The organism is Serratia quinivorans (assembly GCF_052113645.1).
GTDB lineage: Bacteria > Pseudomonadota > Gammaproteobacteria > Enterobacterales > Enterobacteriaceae > Serratia > Serratia quinivorans_B.
On the sequence record NZ_JBIEIU010000004.1, the window covers coordinates 123,304 to 141,313 of the forward strand.

General features: G+C 55.1%; 19 protein-coding genes. 11 read left to right on the plus strand and 8 right to left on the minus strand.

The window, feature by feature from the left end:
- Positions 1-46: 46 nt before the first annotated feature.
- The 5 genes from ecpA to ACGS9J_RS09765 form a co-directional block, all read right to left on the minus strand.
- Entirely contained in the window at positions 47-634 is a 588-nt protein-coding gene (gene ecpA, locus ACGS9J_RS09745; protein ID WP_442230725.1) for a common pilus major fimbrillin subunit EcpA, read from the minus strand.
- A gap of 464 nt (positions 635-1,098) precedes the next feature.
- The gene (locus ACGS9J_RS09750; protein ID WP_442230726.1) at positions 1,099-1,728 is read right to left on the minus strand and encodes a helix-turn-helix transcriptional regulator; all 630 of its coding nucleotides are present in this window, start codon (positions 1,726-1,728) and stop codon (positions 1,099-1,101) included.
- A 205-nt stretch (positions 1,729-1,933) separates the two neighbouring features.
- Positions 1,934-2,773 (minus strand): winged helix-turn-helix domain-containing protein, encoded by an 840-nt coding sequence (locus ACGS9J_RS09755; protein WP_442230727.1) that lies wholly within the window; start codon positions 2,771-2,773, stop codon positions 1,934-1,936.
- Between the two features lie 544 nt (positions 2,774-3,317).
- A complete protein-coding gene (locus tag ACGS9J_RS09760) occupies positions 3,318-4,742 on the minus strand; it encodes a heavy metal sensor histidine kinase (RefSeq protein ID WP_442230728.1) in 1,425 nt (474 codons plus the stop codon).
- The gene (locus ACGS9J_RS09765) at positions 4,739-5,410 is read right to left on the minus strand and encodes a heavy metal response regulator transcription factor (RefSeq protein WP_442230729.1); all 672 of its coding nucleotides are present in this window, start codon (positions 5,408-5,410) and stop codon (positions 4,739-4,741) included. The genes ACGS9J_RS09760 and ACGS9J_RS09765 overlap by 4 nt, the downstream gene beginning before the upstream one ends.
- A gap of 140 nt (positions 5,411-5,550) precedes the next feature.
- Here ACGS9J_RS09765 and ACGS9J_RS09770 point away from each other — a divergent pair, with 140 nt between their 5' ends.
- The 4 genes from ACGS9J_RS09770 (at position 5,551) to ACGS9J_RS09785 (ending at position 8,167) form a co-directional block, all read left to right on the plus strand.
- The gene (locus tag ACGS9J_RS09770) at positions 5,551-6,177 is read left to right on the plus strand and encodes a hypothetical protein (protein ID WP_442230730.1); all 627 of its coding nucleotides are present in this window, start codon (positions 5,551-5,553) and stop codon (positions 6,175-6,177) included.
- Between the two features lie 14 nt (positions 6,178-6,191).
- Positions 6,192-6,800 (plus strand): cytochrome b/b6 domain-containing protein, encoded by a 609-nt coding sequence (locus ACGS9J_RS09775; protein WP_442230938.1) that lies wholly within the window; start codon positions 6,192-6,194, stop codon positions 6,798-6,800.
- Positions 6,790-7,557 carry a molybdopterin-dependent oxidoreductase gene (locus tag ACGS9J_RS09780; protein ID WP_442230731.1) on the plus strand — a complete coding sequence of 256 codons (768 nt, stop codon included), beginning with the start codon at positions 6,790-6,792 and terminating at the stop codon, positions 7,555-7,557. Before ACGS9J_RS09775 ends, ACGS9J_RS09780 begins: the two co-directional genes overlap by 11 nt.
- Positions 7,558-7,681: 124 nt before the next feature.
- On the plus strand, positions 7,682-8,167 hold the full coding sequence (locus ACGS9J_RS09785) for a hypothetical protein (RefSeq protein WP_442230732.1): 486 nt from the start codon (positions 7,682-7,684) through the stop codon (positions 8,165-8,167).
- A gap of 352 nt (positions 8,168-8,519) precedes the next feature.
- Here the strand turns inward: ACGS9J_RS09785 and ygbI are convergent, their stop codons facing one another.
- Positions 8,520-9,284: a DNA-binding transcriptional repressor YgbI gene (ygbI, locus tag ACGS9J_RS09790; RefSeq protein WP_442230733.1), complete on the minus strand. Its 765-nt coding sequence runs from the start codon at positions 9,282-9,284 to the stop codon at positions 8,520-8,522.
- A gap of 283 nt (positions 9,285-9,567) precedes the next feature.
- Here ygbI and ltnD point away from each other — a divergent pair, with 283 nt between their 5' ends.
- The 6 genes from ltnD to ACGS9J_RS09820 all read left to right on the plus strand — a co-directional run bounded on the left by ltnD (position 9,568) and on the right by ACGS9J_RS09820 (position 15,211).
- Complete coding sequence (gene ltnD / locus ACGS9J_RS09795; protein WP_442230734.1) at positions 9,568-10,482, plus strand: L-threonate dehydrogenase; 915 nt, start codon at positions 9,568-9,570, stop codon at positions 10,480-10,482.
- Positions 10,482-11,744 (plus strand): 3-oxo-tetronate kinase, encoded by a 1,263-nt coding sequence (otnK, locus tag ACGS9J_RS09800; RefSeq protein WP_442230939.1) that lies wholly within the window; start codon positions 10,482-10,484, stop codon positions 11,742-11,744. Before ltnD ends, otnK begins: the two co-directional genes overlap by 1 nt.
- Positions 11,741-12,373, plus strand: a complete 633-nt coding sequence (gene otnC, locus ACGS9J_RS09805) for a 3-oxo-tetronate 4-phosphate decarboxylase (RefSeq protein WP_442230735.1) — start codon at positions 11,741-11,743, stop codon at positions 12,371-12,373. The genes otnK and otnC overlap by 4 nt, the downstream gene beginning before the upstream one ends.
- A gap of 3 nt (positions 12,374-12,376) precedes the next feature.
- On the plus strand, positions 12,377-13,153 hold the full coding sequence (locus tag ACGS9J_RS09810) for an HPr family phosphocarrier protein (RefSeq protein ID WP_442230736.1): 777 nt from the start codon (positions 12,377-12,379) through the stop codon (positions 13,151-13,153).
- 105 nt (positions 13,154-13,258) lie between these two features.
- Positions 13,259-14,629 (plus strand): GntP family transporter, encoded by a 1,371-nt coding sequence (locus ACGS9J_RS09815; RefSeq protein ID WP_442230737.1) that lies wholly within the window; start codon positions 13,259-13,261, stop codon positions 14,627-14,629.
- Between the two features lie 51 nt (positions 14,630-14,680).
- On the plus strand, positions 14,681-15,211 hold the full coding sequence (locus tag ACGS9J_RS09820) for a GNAT family N-acetyltransferase (protein WP_442230738.1): 531 nt from the start codon (positions 14,681-14,683) through the stop codon (positions 15,209-15,211).
- On the opposite strand, the gene ACGS9J_RS09825 is transcribed toward ACGS9J_RS09820, so the two are convergent.
- On the minus strand, positions 15,206-16,093 hold the full coding sequence (locus ACGS9J_RS09825; protein ID WP_442230739.1) for a LysR family transcriptional regulator: 888 nt from the start codon (positions 16,091-16,093) through the stop codon (positions 15,206-15,208). The genes ACGS9J_RS09820 and ACGS9J_RS09825 overlap by 6 nt on opposite strands.
- A 94-nt stretch (positions 16,094-16,187) precedes the next feature.
- On the opposite strand from ACGS9J_RS09825, the gene ACGS9J_RS09830 reads away from it, so the two are divergent.
- Positions 16,188-17,171 carry a nitrilase family protein gene (locus tag ACGS9J_RS09830; RefSeq protein WP_442230740.1) on the plus strand — a complete coding sequence of 328 codons (984 nt, stop codon included), beginning with the start codon at positions 16,188-16,190 and terminating at the stop codon, positions 17,169-17,171.
- Between the two features lie 101 nt (positions 17,172-17,272).
- Here ACGS9J_RS09830 and ompX read toward each other — a convergent pair whose 3' ends face one another.
- Positions 17,273-17,791 carry an outer membrane protein OmpX gene (gene ompX, locus ACGS9J_RS09835; protein ID WP_442230741.1) on the minus strand — a complete coding sequence of 173 codons (519 nt, stop codon included), beginning with the start codon at positions 17,789-17,791 and terminating at the stop codon, positions 17,273-17,275.
- Positions 17,792-18,010 lie beyond the last annotated feature (219 nt).

Consider the following 18,010-nt stretch of genomic DNA (forward strand, 5'->3'; position numbering starts at 1 on the left):
AAATAACAGGGGGTTACCCCCCTGCTTCAAACCGGTGACTCAGGAATTAAGCGGTCCAGGTGGCGTTGAATTCCACGCTCACATCACCGCTCCAGATACCTTCCGGCAAGGTGCTGAAGTCAGTCACAGCCGTGGTGCCGTCAGACGTGGCGCCAATGATGCTGAAGGTGAACTGATCTTGTGCGCTGGTGCGGCCAGCCTGGTTGTAGGCGTTGGACAGCGCGCTCAGGTTGCCGCCCAGAATGCCGGCAGAGGTGTCGATCATGGTGGTTTCAGCGGTTTTCTCTACGGCTGTACCGTTGTAGTTCACGCCGACGTCGAGTGTTGAACCCGAGGTATCGAGCTGAGTCAACGTGTTGGAAACCAATTTAGAGGTCAGTTTGAATGCAGTAGCGGTCGCATCCCCTTCCACGGTCACGTCAAACAGACCTTTCTGGCTATTAAAGCCCTTGATGCCTTCCGCATAGTTGAAAGACAGGCTGCCAATTGGGGTAACAACCAATTTGCTGGTAGTGTCTTTCTTCGCGGTAGCAGACCAGGTAGCCAACGCCTGAGCGGTAACGTCGGCGGCTTGTGCAGTGCTGACCGCAGCGAAGGCTGAAATGATTGCCAGAGCCAGTGTAATTTTCTTCATGGTAAAACTCCCTTCAACTTAAAATATGATTGTGCGTCCATTAGCGTGACGTGCCTTAACCAGTCACTTACATGAGTGTTTTTAGCCAGTCTGCTTGACGGGGAAAGAGTAACCGCACTGAATCAAAAAAGAATCATTAACTATCAATACTCAAATATTTAGATTTTAACCCTTCATTTAATGTTTATTTCTTTCCTGATAAGTTAGAAAACCCAACAATAGCCCTTAACAAGAACAAAACGCTTATTGTTTTTCTTATCCATAAAACCACTGGATCCGCATATAAAATGGACTATTGAGCCAGATTAAAAATAGGGTCGATGGTTTATTTTTGTAGGATGTTTAATTTGATTTAGATCAATTAATGCGGGGACCAGGCGGGCAGATAAAGGGATGGGGTCTTTGAGGGTGGAAATATTAAACCGCCGGCACCCTTTGACGCACGGCAGACCGACGGCTAATTTTCAGGCAGGGTGTTGAATTCTGAAGGCAAGTATCAAACGCATAAAACCAGCCTGATTAAGCCCCAGCTTACGCATGATATTCAATTTGTGGCTACTGACTGTTTTGCAACTGCGATGGGTAACATTGGCAATATGTCGCGGATTGGCACCGGCAATCATCATTGCCAGTATTCGCCATTCGCTGCGGGAAAGGGGTTCCACCGACAAGGTCAATGCCGCCTGAATGCAGGGGCTGTGATATCTCACCCACGACTCGGCGGCGTCAATAGCCTTAAACAGGCAATCCAGCGGGTCGTCTTTGGCCACCAGGGATAAATGCGCTTGTGCAGCCAGAATGGCCAATATGCTGGGGTTGGTCACTTCAGTAAATATGATCAGTGGCGTCTTCGGCCAAATATCATTTATCGTCAGAATAAAACTTAATACATCATACAAACTCTCGCTTTCATTAAACAACTCCATAATGAGGATCCGTTGCTCATTCTCCCTCAGCAAAGTCTCTATTCCATTGATACTGTAGGTAAATTGGTAACCGATGGGCTCGGGATCAATAAGTGCCCGTAATCCTTTTCTCACCCAGGGGTTGGGTTCGAAAAAGAGAATTTCCTCCCTGAAAGAGATATTCTTCATAATCTATTACCATAATTAGGTATAAAAATAGCGGTCGATGCGAAAATGCCAGACAACGCAGGCCAACAAAATATAAGGCTTGCACCAGACAAATGCTGCATTATTAACCAGATGGTGAAATTTAAGTATTTAATATCAAGACAATAAAATTGGCGGCATATTCCTTTCCCCCGGGGGTGGCGTTCGTCCTGACACCGATTGATGCTTAATTGATAATTGCCGCGTTGTCGCTTTCAAGACCTGAACAAATTTCTACCCGGTGCTCACGCAAAATGCGACAGCGCAGGAAAAACAACCGGGAAATGCCGGAAATGTAAGAACGCACCTGATTGCTGCGTACCACCAACAAGAATTCGTCACCGTTGCATTCTGCCGTTTGCGGGCCGGCATAGGCCAGAATGTCACGGCTCAGACCGGCACTGACCGCGGTCGAGGCCCCTGGCATCGACATAAACACCTTACAACTGCTGACCTTGCCCAGATAGATTTCTTGCCGGGAAACCGAGCCCGTGAGATAGGTGGTAATGCCGGCCACCAGCATAATCGCGCCCAGTGCCACCACACAGGCTATCGCCCACCAGCGCCGGGAGTAACCCGCATAAACAGACCTTGTTACCGCAGACTCTTCTGCCGAAGGCGTTATTTCCGGTTGAACCGGTGTCCGTGAGGTAAAGGGGATTTCTTCATTTGCGAAGCGATCTTCCGGCCCCTCGCAGGACTCAACCATAATTTCATAGCGCAGCATAAAGCCGACCTTGGGCACGGTGACTATCACCTCATCCTCAATGCCCAGGTTTTTAATGACCCGCCGTAATTTGCTCACACATTGGTTAAGATTATTGTTGCCTGAGACCATGCCATAATCATCCCAAACCTTCTTGAATATCACTTCACGCCCAACTGGCTCGCCGTGATGGTTAATCAACAGCAGCAGTAACCGCTTCGAAGGATTGGAAATAGAGATGGGGTCATCAGAGAACTCCGTCAGGCTCAGGGTGCCCGTATCCACGTCAAAAATGATGTGGTCATTTAATCTATATTTCATTTTTTCACAGGTTTCACTCTAGTGATTATTTATCGCCCGGCGTTAAATGTTAATAGAATATTAAGCAATATTTAATCAGTTTAATTAGTCAAGCTCTGCCGCCAACCGTAATGAAAATCAATTAATTTAACAAAAGAGATTTTTTTCACCTTGGTATTTTTTATATAAGATTTTTCTCATAACCCATAACCAAAGATTATACAAACATCACCACCATTGATATATTTATATGTAAAATATCTTAAAGTTAGTTTTTTATTTTGTAAATTACCGCCTTTAAGCTAAAAATTCTCGTCATTCATTTAATGCAAGCAATTTTAATAGCAAAGTAACGAAGGGTGAATTTTGACAATGCTAGACACGCCCCCAAAATGGGGCTCACAGCGCAAAAATGACGGAATTCAGGGCAGAATTAATCTTTTGATTCGGTGCTTATTGGGTAAATAGAGGGAAAAGTGAAAGCAAAAAGCTCCGAATAACCTTTTCACCGGTAATGTTGCCGTCCCGCATAAACCCGCGGGTGATCTGGAACGACAGAAATAGATTAGTCCGAGGCAGGAAATAGCAGGCTGAAGGTTATCTGGGCAGAATGTTCGCCCGCGTCACAACGGGCGTGCGCCGCACCGCCATGCAACGTCATAATCGCACGGACGATCGCCAACCCCAGACCGCTGGCGTGACTGCCCGCACTACGGGCGGCATCGGCACGGTAGAAACGGTCGAACAGCTTATCCAGATGCGTCGGTGAAATTGCCGGCCCTTGATTAATCACCTTTATCACCAGCCCTCCATTTGCCTGGCTGACGGCCTGCAACTGTACCTGGCTGTTTTCATCGGCATAGCGTACCGCGTTGGACACCAGGTTGCTCAATGCACGTTGGAACAGCATCGCATCCGCCACCCATTGCCCTTCGCCCTGGCAAACCAGCGTAATGCCGCGTTCTTCCGCCAGGCCTTCGAAATAGTCCGCCACCCGTTGCAGCTCTTGCGCCACATCGAGGCGCTGGTAGTTCAATACCGCTTGCCCTTCACCGGCACGCGCCAGAAACAGGATATTTTCCACCATGCGCGAAATACGCTCCAGCTCCTCCATGTTGTTCGACAACAGGGTTTCATACTCTTCCACGCTGCGCGCCTGATACAACGCCACCTGGCAGTGCCCCATCAGCGCGCCCACCGGGGTGCGGATTTCATGCGCCAAATCGGCGGAAAATTGCGTCAGCCGCAGATAACCTTCGTTCAGCCGATCCAGCATGGCGTTAAACGAACGGGTCAGTTGCTGCAACTCCTTCGGCGCTCCCTGCTCGCTCAGGCGGGTGGACAGCGTATTGGGCGTGATCACCGCGGCCTGTGCCGCCATACGCCACAACGGCTGCAATCCTCGACGCATCACCCAATAGCCCAGCAAGGCGATCAGGATAAATGCCACCGCGACAGCAGCCACTATCCGCCATAAATAACGTGCCAGCATCTTCTGTTCATTGACCATCACGTGGGCCGCCGAGATCTGCAGCAGGTTGCCGTCCTCCAGCCTGACCAGGGCCGATACGGCGCGCAATGGCACGCCCTCCGCCGTTTGCCCACGTTGTACCGCGCTTAACAACTGCGGCACACCGACTGGCGTCGGGATCATCGGCGGCAGACTCAGCCTGGCGGGGTTGACGTTGATTAACGGCTTTTGCCCCGGCTGTTGAAAAATCAGCACGTCCTGTTCATTGCCCAGCATATTTTCGAACAGGCCGGTATTTGCCGTCAGACGATCCAGCGGGAAACGCTGGCTCAACAAGTGACGGTAGTACTCCACCCGGCCGGTGACCTGAAAGTCGCTGCGGGTGGTCATTTCCTGGCGCATTGCGCCATACAGGTACCCTCCCGCCCCGCTGACCACCAACGCCGCCACCAGCGCAAACAGCATGGCACTGCGCAACGTCAACGACAGTGTACGCCAACGTTGGACCAGGGCCTTCATGAACGCGGCTCGCAAACGTAGCCAATACCGCGCACGCTGTGGATCAGTTTGACGTCAAACGGCCGGTCAATCTTGGCGCGCAGCCGCTTGATGGCCACATCCACCACGTTAGTGTCACTGTCGAAGTTCATGTCCCAGACCTGGGAGGCAATCATGGTGCGCGACAATACCTCCCCCTCGCGCCGCACCAGCAGGTGCAACAGCATGAATTCTTTGTTGGTCAGCAGGATCACCTGCTCCTGCCGCACCGCTTTGCGGCGCAGCACGTCGAGCTGCAAATCGGCAATCACATAGTGGTCGGCTTCACGCACCGTGCCCCGTCGCAGCAAGGTACGCAGACGCAACACCAGTTCGGTGAAGGAGAAAGGTTTGATCAGATAATCATCCGCCCCCAACTCCAGACCATGAATGCGATCCTGCACCCCATCACGGGCGGTAAGAAACAGGATCGGCACGTCGCTTTTCTTGCGCAGCACCTCAATGATCTGCCAGCCGTCCAGCCCCGGCAGCATCACGTCCAGCACGATAGCGTCATAGCCATGCTCCAGCGCCCGAAACAAACCGTCGGTGCCGTTACGCGCCAAATCGACGCTGTACCCCGCCTCGCCCAGCCCTTTCTTCAGGTAATCACCCGTGCTGATGTCGTCTTCAACCACCAGTATTCGCATTGTCGTCACCTCATGACTCTTGCGGAAATACTAGCAGTTTCGGCGGACATTCTTGATGACATTAATGTCATCAAACGGACATGGTGCTGTCCCCCTTGTTCAACCATGCTTAATCGGCAACCTAAACAGAGGAGAACTTTATGATTACCCGTCATCGTTTTGCCGGTTTACTGCTTTCCACTCTCATGCTGTGCAGCGGTGCAGCCGCCGCAGCGCAAACGTCGGGCAAGGTGATTGCCCCACTGCGTGGCGTCATCGATCAGGTCAGCGACAGCAGCCTGCAGGTCACCGATCGCAAAGGGGAAAAGGTCAGCGTTAAACTCAACGACCAGACCCGAGTGCTGAGCGTGTCGAAAGGCACGTTGGACGACATCAAACCGGACAGCTTTATCGGTACCGCAGCGGTACCGCAGCCGGACGGCTCGTTGAAAGCGTTGGAAGTGCATGTGTTCGCGGCCAGCCTGCGCGGCACCGGTGAAGGCCACTCGGCCTGGGAATCCGCCGACGGCAAGGTCGACACCATGACCAACGGCACCGTGGGCAAACTGGTGAAGTCCAACGGCCGCACCCTGACCGTGACCTACGGCAATCAGCAGAAAACCGTTAACGTGCCGGAAGATGTGCCGATCGTCACTCTGGATCCGGGTGACCGCAGCCTGTTGAAACCGGGCGCGCATATCGTGCTGTTCTCCGCCACTGACGATAAAGGTGAACGCGTCGCTACGCGCATTTCTGCCGGCAAAGACGGTACCGTTCCACCGATGTAATTCGGGAGTGCATGATGAAAAGTAACGCGCCGCGGCCGGTGCATCGTTGGCCGGTCCGCCTGACCCATTGGATTAACCTGTTCGCCATGGTCTGCATGTTCATGAGCGGTTGGGAAATCTATAACGCCTCACCGCTGTTCGGCTTCCGTTTTCCGCCGCAGGTCACGCTCGGCGGCTGGTTGGGCGGTGCGATTGGCTGGCACCTGGCGGTCATGTGGCTGTTGGCCGGCAACGCGGCGTGTTATCTGCTGTGGAGCCTGTTCAGCGGCCATTTCCGCCGCGATCTGCTGCCACTTGGCCTCGGCGCGCTGCGGCGCGATATCTGGCAGGCGCTGACGTTGCGGCTAAAACATCAGCATGGCCGCTATAACGCCATTCAGAAATTGATGTACCTCGGAGTGCTGGTTCTGGGGCTGCTGCTGGTGCTCTCCGGGCTGGCTATTTGGAAACCGGTGCAGTTGCAAGGCCTGGTGAGTCTGTTTGGCGGCTTTGACATTGCGCGTTACCTGCACTTTTTCGCCATGTCCGGCATTGGTTTATTTGTGGTGATTCATCTGCTGATGGTGATTATCGTGCCACGCACGCTGTGGGCAATGATAATGGGGGGCAAACATGACGGATAAAAAACAGCGTCCTGTGGCACCGGTGCTGGAGCCGGCGCAAAAGAAGCAACTGGTTAATCTGCAGCGCCGCCTGATGCTGCGTTCCGGCCTGACGCTGGGCGGCGTCGCCATGCTGACCGGCTGTAATCTGCAGGACGGCGATCAGGTGGATAAAGTGTTGTGGGCCATGTCGCGCTGGAACGATCGGGTGCAAGCCTGGCTGTTCAACGGCCAGAAGCTGGCGCAAACCTATCGTCCCGACCAGATCACCCATCCGTTTCCGTTCAACGCGTTTTACCCGGAGTACAACGTGCCTGAGGTCGATCTCGCCGGCTACCGGCTGGAAGTCTCCGGCAAAGTAGAAAAAAAGGCTCCCTGGACACTGGAACAACTGCAACGCCTGCCGCAGCAAAGCCAGATAACCCGATTGATCTGCATCGAAGGCTGGAGCGCCATCGGCCAATGGGGAGGCGTCCCGCTGCGCAATTTCCTGCAGCACATCGGGGCGGATCTGAACGCCCGCTACGTGGGTTTCAAATGCGCGGATCGTTACTACTCCAGTATCGACATGGCCACGGCATTGCATCCACAAACCATTCTGGCGCTGGATTTCGGCGGCCAGGCGCTGCCGGCAGATTACGGCTACCCACTGCGGCTGCGGGTGCCGACCAAACTGGGCTTTAAGAACGCCAAGCATATCGCCGCCATTTTTGTCAGCGATACCAACCCCGGCGGCTACTGGGAAGATCAGGGCTATAACTGGTTCAGCGGAATTTAGTTTTCTGCGTGGCGCTGCGCAGAAAACCCGCTGACGGCTGGTACATGTATTCCGACGCTGTTAATAATTCATCACTAAAAAGGAAGGTAACTATTGGAAAAGTAATAATAAAAAGGATTTTATCATGGAGATTGATGTTACTGAGGTGGATGCACAACGGACCACTGAGTTTAGATATCAAATAACGGTGAGAAAAAGCGATGGTAAAAATGCAGAGTACTACCTGGATTTTAATAAGATAACGCAGAAAATGCGTCTATGGTTTACACATATTTATACCCATTCGAAGATTTTAGATCACATATATCTTATTGAATTTTACGATGTTAAAGCACTGACTGCTCGCGATATGAATCAACGTTCACAGTTTGATACCTTCAGCAAAATGAGGTACAGCCTGCGTGAACGTGAGAACTTTTTCGTCAATGGCCTTGGTGAAGCCATTTTACGTTTCAAAAAGCAAAGCGAAGCCAAAGTTATTCTCTGCTTTCCCCTCAGGCCGGCTCTCGCAAGAATCTATGATCGACTGTTGAAAAAACATGCAAGATCAGTACACTGCTTGTACAGATTGGATCTTGTGGAGGACGGTTTATATGTCATCGAAACATAGCGTTCTGGAAGTCCCTAAGGAAGAAACAGCCGCATTCAAAAAGCAGCGCCTGCTCGCCCTCAAAGCATTTCAGGAGGCCTGGTGGGAACAAAGATGTCAGGAATGGCGCGAACGAGGTTGCCTAGGTACGCCGGGTCGGGTCATCAGCCGCTACCGTTCAAACGAAACGCCATAACCCCCATCTGGGGGTTGAGACTGCTGACAAACATATAATGTTTGGCGGCAGGCACTAAAGGTTTTGAAAATCAATTTATTGATTTTCGGCTGATAACACAAAGGGGGAAAAACCACGCTTTTATCCCCCTTTGTCAATAATCTGAACCCCCATCTGGGGGTTTTCTGTTTTAGCCTCTCACTCTCCGGTCGTCAGCAGCGTGATATCCGCCTGCAGGATCGCCTCGCGCGCTGCGGCAGGCAGATTGTCATCGGTAATAATCGCGTCAAATACCGCGATCGGTAGCGCCAGATAGGTGGCGATTTTGCCGTATTTAGAGGTGTCGCTCAGCAGGATGCAGCGGCGGCTGGCTTCAACAATGGCTTTTTTCACCATCACCTTGTCTTCATTCGGCGTCGACAGGCCGCGCATGCCCCATGACGAAGCGGAAATGAACGCCAGATCGATAAACAGTCCACGCAGTGCCTGAGCCGCCGCTTCACCGACACATGAGCGGTTCTCACGGCAGACGGTGCCGCCGGTGTGGATAATCTTGCATTGACTGTGTTCGATCAGGTAGCCCGCGATCACGAAATCGTTGGTGACCACCGTCAGATCTTCGCGCTCACTGATGTGCTTCGCCAGCGCCAGCGTGGTGGTGCCCGCATCCAGATAAATGCAACTGTTGGGCGGGATCTGCCGGGCAGCCAACTGGCCGATGGCCGCTTTTTGTTGGCTGTACATCCCTTCCTTATCCTGATGCGAAGGTTCAATCGCAACCCGTTCTGCGGACTGCACCCCTCCAGACACCGCCAGTACTGCGCCCTGCTCCTCAAGCTTTTGCAAGTCGCGGCGAATCGTCATGTGCGACACGCCCAGCCGCTCGGTCAATTCAGCAATGCTGACCACCCCGCGTTCGGATACCAGCGCTAAAATTTGCTGATGGCGTTCTACAGGTATCACGGTTCCCTCTCTTTACCGCAGTGATAATAATTGTGATTTTACGTCAATTTTCGTTCGATGATAGCAGCCTTTTTACAGCCCGTGAGATCGGTCATGATATTAGTCATTTGTTTTAACTATTTTTAAAACAGCGAGTTAACCCGACATCAGCCTCTTTCAGCGAGTGTATTCAGGCTGCATATACTGTTAATAATTGTGATACCGATCGCTGACTTCGTGCAATAACGCGCTTATATTTAACACAACAAAACAAATTATCACTAAAATTAACATGAGGTGCCGTATGACACAGCCAGGGGATTTTGCAGTTTGCATCGTAGGGTTAGGCTCTATGGGAATGGGGGCGGCAACGTCGTGCATTAATGCCGGGCTGACAACTTACGGCGTCGATCTTAACCCGCAGGCGCTGGCCACATTGCAACAGGCTGGGGCGAAACAGGCGGCCACCCGTGCAGACGATTTCGCTGCAGAGTTGGATGCCTTGCTGCTGCTGGTGGTCAACGCGGCCCAGGTGAAACAGATCCTGTTCGGCGATAATGGCCTGGCCGCGAAGCTGAAACCCAATACGCCGGTCATGGTCTCTTCCACCCTCTCCGCCGCCGATGCCAAACAGATTGAACAACAGTTGCTGGCGCTCGGCCTGAACATGCTGGATGCCCCGGTTTCCGGCGGCGCGGCCAAGGCGGCTGAAGGCCAGATGACGGTGATGGCATCGGGTAAAGAGTCCACATTCCAACAGTTGCAGCCGGTACTGGACGCCATTGCCGGCAAGGTCTATCGCATTGGCGAAGAGATCGGTCTGGGCGCTACGGTGAAAATCATTCACCAACTGCTGGCCGGGGTGCATATCGCCGCCGGAGCAGAAGCCATGGCGCTGGCTGCCCGCGCCGGCATCCCCCTGGACGTGATGTACGATGTCGTCACCCACGCCGCCGGTAATTCATGGATGTTCGAAAACCGCATGCGCCACGTGGTCGACGGCGACTACACGCCAAAATCGGCGGTGGATATCTTCGTGAAGGATCTGGGGTTAGTGACCGATACCGCCAAAGCGCTGCATTTCCCGCTGCCGCTGGCTTCGACCGCTTTCACTATGTTCACCGCCGCCAGCAATGCCGGTTTCGGTAAAGAAGACGACAGCGCAGTGATCAAGATCTTCGCCGGTATCGATCTGCCGCAAAAGAAGGAGAACGCATGATGCTGCTCGGGGTGATTGCAGATGATTTTACCGGTGCCACCGACATTGCCAGCTTTCTGGTGGAAAACGGCCTGTCGACGGTGCAGTTAAACGGCGTACCGCAAGAGAACATACCGGTCGAAGCGCAGGCGGTCGTCATTAGCCTGAAATCAAGATCCTGCGAGCCATCGCAGGCAGTTGAACAATCGTTGCAGGCGCTGGCCTGGTTGCAGCGCCAGGGTTGCCGGCAATTTTACTTCAAATACTGTTCGACCTTCGACAGCACCGCCCTGGGGAACATTGGCCCGGTGACCGATGCCCTGCTCGATGCGCTGGGCGAAAGCCAAACGGTGATCTCCCCGGCGCTGCCGGTCAACGGCCGCACTGTGTATCAGGGCTATCTGTTCGTGTTGGATCAGCTGTTGTCGGAGTCCGGCATGCGCCACCACCCGGTGACGCCGATGACCGACAGTAACCTGTTGCGGCTGATGGAGGCGCAGGCTCAGGGCCGGTGCGGGTTGGTCACGGCCGCAGAAATGGATCGCGGTGCCGAAGCCGTGGCGGAAAAGCTGCAACTGCTGGCGCAACAAGGGGTGCGTTATGCCGTGCTGGATACGCTGAATGAGCAGCATTTACTGACCCAGGGTGAAGCGCTGAAAAATACGAAGCTGGTGACCGGCGGATCCGGCCTGGCGATCGGCCTCGCTCGTCAATGGGCCCAACCGGGACAAGGCAGTCCGCAGGGTGCGGGAGCCCCGCAGGGGGAAAAAGCGGTGGTACTGTCCGGATCCTGCTCCGTCATGACCAACCGGCAGGTGGCTCATTATCGCCGGCAGGCGGCCGCCAAGGCTATCGACGTGGCGCGTTGCCTTAGCGAATCTGACCGTGCGGCTTACATAATAGAACTGGCCGACTGGGTACAGCAACAGGCGAACGCGCCATTGGCTCCGCTGCTGTATGCCACCGCCGAGCCGGAAATATTGCAGCAGGTGCAGCAACAATACGGGATGGCAGCCGCCAGTCAGGCGGTAGAGTCACTGTTTGCCGGGGTGGTTAAACAGCTCCGGCAGCACGGATTCAGCCGCTTTATCGTTGCCGGCGGCGAAACTTCCGGCGTAGTGACTCAGGCGCTGGGTATTCGCGGTTTCCATATCGGCCCCAGCATCTCTCCCGGCGTGCCCTGGGTGCGCGCCATCGAACAACCGATTTCATTGGCCCTTAAATCGGGCAACTTTGGCGATGAAAACTTTTTCGCCCGGGCGCAAACGGAGTTCCCATTATGACCATGACGACTGAACAGCAGGCGCGCGAAGAAATGGTGCGCCTGGGGGCCTCGTTCTTCCAGCGCGGTTATGCTACCGGTTCTGCCGGTAACCTCTCGCTGTTACTGGCGGACGGCACGCTGCTGGCGACCCCGACCGGCTCCTGCCTTGGCGAACTGCAGGCCGAACGTCTGTCGAAAGTCAGCCTGAACGGCGAATGGCTGTCCGGCGATAAACCGTCGAAAGAGATCAGCTTTCACCGCGCGCTGTATCTGAATAACCCGGAATGCAAAGCGGTGGTGCACCTGCACTGTACCTACCTCACCGCCTTGTCATGCCTGCAAGGGTTGGACGTCGAGAACGCGATCAAACCTTTCACCCCTTATGTGGTGATGCGGGTCGGCAAGGTGCCGGTAGTCCCTTACTACCGTCCCGGCGATCTGCGGCTGGCGGAGGATTTGGCCAAGCTGGCGCCGACCCACCGTGCTTTTTTGCTGGCCAATCACGGCCCGGTGGTGACGGGGAAGGATCTGCGGGCGGCGGCGGATAACACTGAAGAGATGGAAGATGCGGCCAAGCTGATTTTCACCCTCGGCAACCGTCCAATACGCTATTTGACCGATGATGAAATTACCGAGTTACGGAGCTGAACCATGCCTAAGTTTGCCGCCAATTTATCGATGATGTTTAACGAACTGCCGTTCCTGGAAAGGTTCGAGGCCGCCGCCGCACAGGGTTTTAAAGCCGTGGAGTTCCTGTTCCCCTATGACTATCCGGCCGAGCTGCTGGCGGAGAAATTGCGCAGCAATGGTTTGCAGCAGGTGCTGTTCAATACCGCCCCCGGCAACGCCGAAGCCGGTGAGTGGGGATTGGCGGCGGTACCGGGCCGTGAACAAGATGCACGCGCGGATATCGATCGCGCCCTGACCTACGCCATTGAACTGAACTGCCCCAGCGTACATGTGATGGCCGGCGTGGTTCCCCCGGGGGAAGACTGGCAGCGCTACCGCGATACCTTTATCGACAATATTCGCTATGCTGCCGACAGCTTCGCCAGGCACGGCGTCAAGGTGCTGATCGAAGCGCTCAGCCCACCGGTTAAACCCCATTATCTGTTCTCCAGCCAACACCAGGCGGCAGAGCTGATCGAAGCCATCGATCGCCCGAACGTCTTCGTTCAGTTCGACTTTTTCCATGCTCAACTGGTGGACGGCAACATCAGCGGACTGATGCATTCCCTGGCCGGGCGCTATGCCCATATTCAGATTGCCTCGGTGCCGGACCGCCATGAACCGGATGACGGCGAACTGAATTATCCGTGGCTGTTCGCCCAACTGGATGCCATCGGCTATCAAGGCTGGGTAGGCTGCGAATATCGCCCGCGCGGCGCTACCGTCGCCGGGCTTGATTGGCTAAAGCCTTACCAGTAAGGCGCCGCCGCCCCCCAGGGATTTCCATAACATAAAAATTAAACGCACCCGTATCGCCAACCGGCGATCGCGGTGCCTGACTCTTACCCGATTAAAGGCTATTCCATGTCTACCTCTATGCTTTTGATGATTGCCGTATTAGGTGTGGTACTGCTCCTGCTGATGGTCATAAAGGCCAAGATCCAGCCCTTTGTCGCTCTGTTGGTGGTCAGCCTGCTGGTGGCGTTGGCCAGCGGCATTCCGACCGGCGAAGTGATGAAAGTGATGACGGCCGGAATGGGCGGCGTGCTGGGTTCGGTGACCATTATCATCGGCCTGGGCGCGATGCTCGGTAGAATGATCGAGCATTCCGGCGGCGCCGAATCCCTGGCCCAACGCTTCAGCAAGGCTATGGGACCGAAACGCACCGTGGCCGCACTGACCCTCGCCGCATTTATTCTCGGCATCCCGGTGTTTTTCGACGTCGGCTTTATCATCCTGGCGCCGATCATCTACGGTTTTGCCAAGGTCGCTAAAGTTTCACCGCTGAAGTTCGGCCTGCCGATGGCCGGTGTGATGCTGACGGTGCACGTCGCCTTGCCGCCGCATCCCGGTCCGGTTGCCGCCGCCGGGTTGTTGAACGCCGACATTGGCTGGCTGACCATTATCGGCCTCGCGATCTGCATTCCGGTTGGGGTGATCGGCTACTTCGTGGCCAAACACCTGAACCGTAAAACCTATCCGCTGTCGATTGAGGTACTGGAGCAGCTGCAGCTGGCAGCGCCCGAACCGGCACCCGAAGGCAAAGCGCCGTTAAACGATCGTATTAATCCACCTGGCGCAAGGTTGGTAGCGGCACTGATCGTCATTCCTATCGCGATTATCATGCTGGGTACCGTTTCGGCCACGTTGCTCGAGCCGGGTTCGGCACTGCGCGACACCCTTTCACTGCTCGGCTCTCCGGCGGTAGCGTTGATGATCGCCCTGCTGCTGGCGTTCTATTTCCTGGCCATCCGTCGCGGCTGGAGCCTGCAACACACCAGCGACGTCATGGGGGGCGCGTTACCGACTGCCGCAGTGGTGATCCTGGTGACCGGTGCCGGCGGCGTGTTCGGCAAAGTGTTGGTGGAGTCCGGCGTGGGCAAGGCCTTGGCGGACGTTTTGACCACCATCGGCCTGCCGTTGATCCCGGCGGCCTTTATCATCTCGCTGGCTCTGCGCGCCTCACAGGGATCTGCCACAGTGGCTATCCTGACGACCGGTGGCTTGCTGTCGGAAGCGGTCAGCGGACTGAATCATCTGCAACTGGTGTTGGTCACGCTCGCTACCTGCTTCGGCGGGCTGGGGTTGTCGCACGTGAATGATTCCGGTTTTTGGATCGTCACCAAATACCTCGGTCTTTCGGTTGCCGATGGCCTGAAAACCTGGACGGTGCTGACGACGATCCTCGGCCTGAGCGGCTTCCTGTTCACCTGGTTGCTGTGGCTGGCGGTGTAATTTCTCTGGCATACTGCACAGACCGCCTTTGGCTCTGTGCAGGAAAAAATAATGCCGCTTATCACCGCCGCACCGCTGTTGCTTACCGAACGTTTACGCCTGGATGCGCATACGCTGGACGACTTTGACTCGTTGGCCGCCATGTGGGCCGATCCTGAAGTGGTGCGCTATATCGGCGGTACGCCGAGGGATCGCGAAGACTCCTGGGGTCGCCTGATGCGCTACGCGGGCCACTGGGCGCTGCTGGGTTATGGCTACTGGGCCGTGCGCGACAAGGTCAGCGGCGCTTACCTCGGCGGCATCGGTTTTTCCGACTTCCAGCGCCATATCCATCCGGCACTTGATGCCCCCGAAATGGGCTGGACCCTGGTGACGTCGGCGCAGGGTAAAGGCTATGCCACCGAAGCGCTGCGAGCCGCCCTGGCCTGGGGAAAAGACCATTTGCCGAGTGATGAGGCGGTCTGCATCATCTCACCGGAAAACCGGCCCTCTTTGGCATTGGCGAAGAAGGTCGGTTTTAGCGAAAGCCATCGTAGCGAGTACCACCAAAGCCCGATCCTGGTGATGCACTGCCCGCTATAACGCAGGTGGGGCCTTCGCCGCAGTGGCCAGTGCCACCTGAATAAAATTATCCCGCAGTGCATCAGGCTGCTGCGGGTTCCAGGCGATACCGACTTGCCATTCGGTCTGTTCGCCACTCAACGGCAGAATATCGATTCCCGCCGGCGCAATATGCGTAACGCTGTGCGGCAACAAGGCAACGCCAATGCCCGCGGCGACCAGCGCCAACAAGGTCTGAATATCCCCGGCCTGTTGCACCACGTTGGGCGCCAGTTGATGAGCGGCAATAAAACGCAGCGACTGATCGCTCAGCCCCCTGCCGCGCTTCGGCGTCAACTGCAACAAAGGCAGAGTATTGAATTGCGCCATGATCGTCTCCGCCTGCAACGCCAGCGCCGAAGGCGCAGCCAACACCAATCGGTCACTCAGTAACGCACTGGCCCGTAACGGCGTACTCACCGGTAACCGTACAAACCCGACCTGCAACTCGCCTTGCAATAACAGTTGATATTGCCGCTCTGAAGGCAGGTCTTCCAACCCCACGGCAACCTCGGGGAAACGCAGGCGGAAGGCGGCAACCAGCTGCGGTGCCAGATGGAAACTGGACAAGCCAAAACCGATCGCCAACCGCCCTGCCTCCCCTTGCACCACCCGCAGAGCCCGCTGTTGAAACTGCCGATGCTGGCCGACCAGCGTCTGCGCCTCGGGATAGAGCCGCTGGCCGCTGGCGGTCAGTTGGGCGCCCTGACGGCCACGGTTAAACAAGCGGGCACCCAGCAGCGTTTCCAGTGCCTGGATCTGTTTGCTCAGCGCCGGCTGAGTGATGCACAGCCGCTCTGCCGCCAAACGATAATTGCCCTGTTCGGCCAGCACCACAAAGGCGCGTAGTTGTCGAATATCCATTCCATCAGGTTATCAAAAAAGGAATTTAATTGATTATACAGTAATCAATGGCTTTGCTGTAATCAACGCCAGATAACAGCCCAAAGGTAACCCTATGACCGACTCTCTGCGTGCCGCGACGGTGCAATTCCAGCATCGTGCCAATGACAAAAACTACAACCTGTCGGTGATCGAGGGCTTTATCGCCCGCGCCGCCGCCGAACGGATCCAGCTGCTGACCTTCCCGGAAATGTGCATTACCGGCTATTGGCACGTGCGGCACCTCAGCGCCGGTGAAATTGGCGCACTGGCCGAACCGATCGCCGACAGCCCTTCACTGGCGCGCATTCGCCCGCTGGCCGAACGCTATAACATGGCAATCGGCGTCGGGCTGATTGAACGGGGTGAGGATGGCAAGTATTACAATGCCTACGCCGTCTGCCTGCCCGACGGCAAGCTTCACGTTCACCGTAAACTGCATGCCTTTGAACATCCGGCGATAGCCAGCGGCGACCGTTTCACCGTGTTCGATACCCCTTGGGGGATCAGGATGGGGGTGCTGATCTGCTGGGACAATAATCTGGTGGAGAACGTTCGGGCGACCGCACTGCTGGGGGCCGAGGTATTGCTGGCTCCGCACCAGACCGGTGGCACTCACTCACGCAGCCCGCACGGCATGAAGCCGATCCCACTGGAGATTTGGCAACGACGACAGGAGGATCCGCAGGCGATAGAAGCGGCGTTTCGTGGCGAACACGGACGCGGCTGGCTGATGCGCTGGCTTCCGGCACGTGCGCATGACAATGGCCTGTTTGTTTTGTTCAGCAACGGTGTCGGGCGTGACGATGACGAAGTGCGCACCGGCAATGCGATGATCCTCGATCCCTACGGCCGTATTCTGGCGGAAACCTGGGCGGCAGAAGACCGGATGGTTACGGCCACGCTTGATCTGTCGCTGATCCCGCTCAGCACGGGTCGTCGCTGGATCCAGGGTCGCCGCCCGACACTTTACGGCATCCTCACGCAACCGCAAGGCTATGAGCGAGATGCCCGCAGCGCACGCTTTTCATCGGAACCGGCGAAAAAATTGGGCCAATGACCGGGGCTGAATAACAGGCAAAAAAAATCCGCCCGAAGGCGGATTTTTATCTGATGCGGCTAACTGCGCCACATGCTCATGCCCACAGGCATGGAGAAATCTTAGAAACGGTAGCCTACGCCAACGCTCCAGATACCAACGTCAACGCTGCGGATACGGCTCTGCTCGTAACCAACGTCCAGCGCTACGTCCTGGATTGGGTTGAACTGCAGGCCAGCACCGTAGGTGAAGCCGTAGTCGCTGTTGCCGTTACGGTCGGAACCGTTTTGAGCGTTGTCGATGTTTTTACCGTAACCCACACCCACTACACCGTAGATGCTTGCCCAGTCGTTGAAGCGGTAAGCTGGACCGGCAGTGATAGAGTTGTACTGAGCTTTACCGTAGTAACCGTTCTCAGAACCGTTCTTCTCAACGTGGGTAAAGGAACCGATAACACCCAGTGGGTTGTTGTCGAACTCGTAACGGTACTTCAGGTTGAAACCGTCGGCTTTGTTAGCAACGCCTTGGAGATCACCCTGCGCATAGCCAGCGGATACGGTGCTCTGACCAGCGAATGCGGTACCTGCGGTCACTGCTAATACACAGGCTGCTACTGCGGAAAGACATGCAATTTTTTTCATAACCACCTCAAACGCGTTATATTTTTAAGTAAATCCATTTGTTCATGCATTGAAAATATAACAAAAATTAGCGTGAAACTCTGCCTTAAAATGAGTGTCTAATGCTTTATATCGTGTAACATTAGATTACAAGAACAGTGTATCTTCTTCTTTTCGCTCTATTTTCGAGCCGCATTCTACTCGTTTCTGTGATAACAATCACCTATTTAATATCCAGAC

Coding starts and splice junctions, on each gene's coding strand:
- ltnD (WP_442230734.1), top strand. CDS start 9,568: ATGACACAGCCAGGGGATTTTGCAGTTTGCATCGTAGGGTTAGGCTCT.
- ACGS9J_RS09825 (WP_442230739.1), bottom strand. CDS start 16,093: ATGGATATTCGACAACTACGCGCCTTTGTGGTGCTGGCCGAACAGGGC.
- ACGS9J_RS09820 (WP_442230738.1), top strand. CDS start 14,681: ATGCCGCTTATCACCGCCGCACCGCTGTTGCTTACCGAACGTTTACGC.
- ACGS9J_RS09765 (WP_442230729.1), bottom strand. CDS start 5,410: ATGCGAATACTGGTGGTTGAAGACGACATCAGCACGGGTGATTACCTG.
- ACGS9J_RS09830 (WP_442230740.1), top strand. CDS start 16,188: ATGACCGACTCTCTGCGTGCCGCGACGGTGCAATTCCAGCATCGTGCC.
- otnK (WP_442230939.1), top strand. CDS start 10,482: ATGCTGCTCGGGGTGATTGCAGATGATTTTACCGGTGCCACCGACATT.
- ACGS9J_RS09780 (WP_442230731.1), top strand. CDS start 6,790: ATGACGGATAAAAAACAGCGTCCTGTGGCACCGGTGCTGGAGCCGGCG.
- otnC (WP_442230735.1), top strand. CDS start 11,741: ATGACCATGACGACTGAACAGCAGGCGCGCGAAGAAATGGTGCGCCTG.
- ompX (WP_442230741.1), bottom strand. CDS start 17,791: ATGAAAAAAATTGCATGTCTTTCCGCAGTAGCAGCCTGTGTATTAGCA.
- ACGS9J_RS09785 (WP_442230732.1), top strand. CDS start 7,682: ATGGAGATTGATGTTACTGAGGTGGATGCACAACGGACCACTGAGTTT.
- ACGS9J_RS09760 (WP_442230728.1), bottom strand. CDS start 4,742: ATGAAGGCCCTGGTCCAACGTTGGCGTACACTGTCGTTGACGTTGCGC.
- ACGS9J_RS09815 (WP_442230737.1), top strand. CDS start 13,259: ATGTCTACCTCTATGCTTTTGATGATTGCCGTATTAGGTGTGGTACTG.
- ecpA (WP_442230725.1), bottom strand. CDS start 634: ATGAAGAAAATTACACTGGCTCTGGCAATCATTTCAGCCTTCGCTGCG.
- ACGS9J_RS09750 (WP_442230726.1), bottom strand. CDS start 1,728: ATGAAGAATATCTCTTTCAGGGAGGAAATTCTCTTTTTCGAACCCAAC.
- ACGS9J_RS09770 (WP_442230730.1), top strand. CDS start 5,551: ATGATTACCCGTCATCGTTTTGCCGGTTTACTGCTTTCCACTCTCATG.
- ACGS9J_RS09810 (WP_442230736.1), top strand. CDS start 12,377: ATGCCTAAGTTTGCCGCCAATTTATCGATGATGTTTAACGAACTGCCG.
- ACGS9J_RS09775 (WP_442230938.1), top strand. CDS start 6,192: ATGAAAAGTAACGCGCCGCGGCCGGTGCATCGTTGGCCGGTCCGCCTG.
- ACGS9J_RS09755 (WP_442230727.1), bottom strand. CDS start 2,773: ATGAAATATAGATTAAATGACCACATCATTTTTGACGTGGATACGGGC.